Below are 2445 nucleotides of genomic sequence, written 5' to 3'. Positions count from 1 at the left end.
GGGGTGGGGGCGCGGTGGTCACGGCCGGAACGGGAAGCCGTAGAAGTGCACTGCCACATGCTCGCGGCCCTCGGTGTCGCCGGCTTCCTCGGCGGCGGTGGCCCGGTCCTTGTGGCTCTGGACGAGGGCGTGCAGCTCGGTGTTGAGCTGTTGCAGTTCCTCGACGGTCATGCGGGTGAAAACCTCGGAACTGAACGCTGCGGCACGCCAGTTCGCGCCCCAGGCGGAGCGCGCGTCGACGAAGTCGCGGTACAGCTCGCCGCGTTGCTCCAGGGAGAGCCGGGAGAGCGCGCTGTGCGCCACGACCTTCTCCGGGGCGTCGCTGAAGTCCTCGTCCTGGGTGCGCACACCGTCGGACGCGGTCCGCCACCAGCGCTCGCGGCCGTCGCCGCCGGGTCCGCCCGGCCCGTCGGCGTCCTCGATGAGGCCGTGCTCGGCGAGCTTGCGCAGGTGGTAACTGACCAGCGACACCGCCTCGTCGACGGTCCCGGCGAGCTGCGACGCGGTGGCCGTCTCGGCTACGTACAGGGCGCGGTAGAGCTTCATCCGCAGGGGGTGGCCGAGGGCCTTGAGGGTGTCGAGGTCCTCGATCGCGCGGGCTTCGCCCTTGGATCTGCGGCGCACCTGCCGGGCCGCCGCGCGCCGGGCGCTCTGCCGCTCGCTGTCGTCTGCCATAACCCGACGATAGATACGAAAATTCTGTTGCGCAATTTTTCTTGCACGCTTTTCCCGGTCCCGCGCGTGTCGCCGCCGACGCCTCTGCCAAGCTGACGGCCATGACAACTACTGCTGCACCGTGGACCGTTGCCGTGCTCGGACCCGGTGGGGTCGGCGGGCTCTGTGCCGGGCTGCTCGCCCGCGCCGGGCACCGGGTGATCTGTCTGGCCCGCGCGCAGACCGCTGCCGTACTGAACGAGCGCGGCCTGACCGTGCGCAGCGGCGTCTTCGGCGACTTCACCGCGCGCGTGGAGGCGGATACCGAACTGCGGGAGCCGGTCGACGCATTGCTCGTCACGCCCAAGGAGACGGGGCTGCGCGCCGCGCTCGACCGGGTACCGCGCGAGGCGCTCGGCGAGGGGCTCGTGGTGCCGCTCCTGAACGGCTTCGAACACGTCGACGTACTGCGCGAGCGGTATCCGGCCGAACAGGTCGTACCGGGCACGATCCGGGTCGAGTCCACCCGCGTCGCGCCCGGCGTGATCGAGCACGGCGGGCTCAACGCGCGCGTGGAGCTGGCCAGTTCCACCGCCCCGCACGCGCGCGTGGAGCGGTTCGCGGCGGTGCTCAGGGAGAGCGGTCAGCACGTCGACGTGCTGCCGGACGAGACAGCGATGCTCTGGGGCAAGCTGTCGTTCCTGCTGCCGGTGGCGCTCCTGACGACGCGGTACGGGGTGCCGGTGGGCGAGGTGCGCACGGCCCACCGGGACCGGATGCTCGCCGTGGTCGGGGAGTTCGCGGAGGTGTCCGCCGCGCAGGGGGCGCCGCTCGACGTACCGGCGCTGCTCACGTTCATCGACAAGGTGCCGGCCGAGACGCGTTCGTCGATGCAGCGGGACGCGGCGGCGGGCCGGCCGCTTGAGCTCGACGCGATCGGCGGGGCACTGCTGCGCGCCGCCGCGCGGCACGGGGTGGAGGTGCCGCGGACGGCCGGGCTCGTCGCCGAGGTCGCCGAGGTCGGTGCGCCCGGCGCGCTCGACGGCTGAGCCCGGCCGCCGCGGGCAGGGGGCGGGGTCCGCTCGCGAAGCGGTGGGGGCAACGGACCCCGCCCGTGGGGAGAAAGTCGTACGCGGGGCGGCGCCCCGTCAGATCCGGGCGCCGTGCTCCCGCAGCCAGTCCACCGGGTCGACCGCCGAGCCGTACTCGGGGCTGGTGCGGACCTCGAAGTGCAGGTGCGGGCCTGTGACGTTGCCGGTGGCGCCGGACGCGCCGATCCGGTCGCCGGTGCCGACCGACTCGCCCTCGGACACGTCGATCTGGGACAGGTGGGCGTAGTGCGTGTACCCGTCGGCGCCGTGCTTGACGACGATCTCGTAGCCGAAGGAGTCGCCCCAGCCCGCCGAGACCACGGTGCCCTCCAGGGCGGCTTCGACCCGCGTGCCGACCGGGACGGCGAAGTCCTGCCCGGTGTGGCCCTCGGCCCAGTGGTCGCCGCTCGCCGCGAAACCGGCGGTCCTGGTGCCGCCCTCGACCGGCAGCACGGCCTGTTCGGAGGTGAGGCGGAGCTCGTCGCCGACCTGCAGCAGGTTCGGGTCGTCGCCGATCACGGCGGTGTTGAGGTCGTACAGCTCCTTCCAGCCGCCCTCGACGCCCTGCTCCTCGGCTATGCCGGAGAGGGTGTCGCCGGACGCGACGGTGTAGGTGCCGTCGCCCTCCAGGGCACTGGCGGTGCCCGCCGCGACCACGGGAAGGGCGAGCGCCGCTCCGGTGAAGGTCACGCGGGTCACC

The 2445-nt window shown here is 73.1% G+C and carries 3 protein-coding genes; 1 reads left to right on the top strand and 2 read right to left on the bottom strand.

Annotated features, from left to right (window positions below):
• Nucleotides 1–18: 18 nt before the first annotated feature.
• Nucleotides 19–675, bottom strand: coding sequence for a winged helix-turn-helix domain-containing protein (locus GUY60_RS36775; protein ID WP_161705849.1), 657 nt, complete (start codon nt 673–675; stop codon nt 19–21).
• A 101-nt stretch (nt 676–776) separates the two neighbouring features.
• On the opposite strand from GUY60_RS36775, the gene GUY60_RS36770 reads away from it, so the two are divergent.
• On the top strand, nt 777–1703 hold the full coding sequence (locus GUY60_RS36770) for a ketopantoate reductase family protein (RefSeq protein ID WP_161705848.1): 927 nt from the start codon (nt 777–779) through the stop codon (nt 1701–1703).
• Nucleotides 1704–1802: 99 nt separating this feature from the next.
• On the opposite strand, the gene GUY60_RS36765 is transcribed toward GUY60_RS36770, so the two are convergent.
• A complete protein-coding gene (locus GUY60_RS36765; RefSeq protein ID WP_161705847.1) occupies nt 1803–2444 on the bottom strand; it encodes a M23 family metallopeptidase in 642 nt (213 codons plus the stop codon).
• Between the last annotated feature and the right edge of the window lies 1 nt (nt 2445).

The sequence above is a fragment of the Streptomyces boluensis genome (assembly GCF_009908195.1).
GTDB classification, from domain to species: domain Bacteria; phylum Actinomycetota; class Actinomycetes; order Streptomycetales; family Streptomycetaceae; genus Streptomyces; species Streptomyces boluensis.
This window is presented reverse-complemented; position numbering and strand designations above follow the sequence as displayed.

What these genes read in the sequence shown, in the direction of transcription:
- GUY60_RS36775 (WP_161705849.1), bottom strand. Translation starts at nt 675, where the DNA reads ATGGCAGACGACAGCGAGCGGCAGAGCGCCCGGCGCGCGGCGGCCCGG.
- GUY60_RS36770 (WP_161705848.1), top strand. Translation starts at nt 777, where the DNA reads ATGACAACTACTGCTGCACCGTGGACCGTTGCCGTGCTCGGACCCGGT.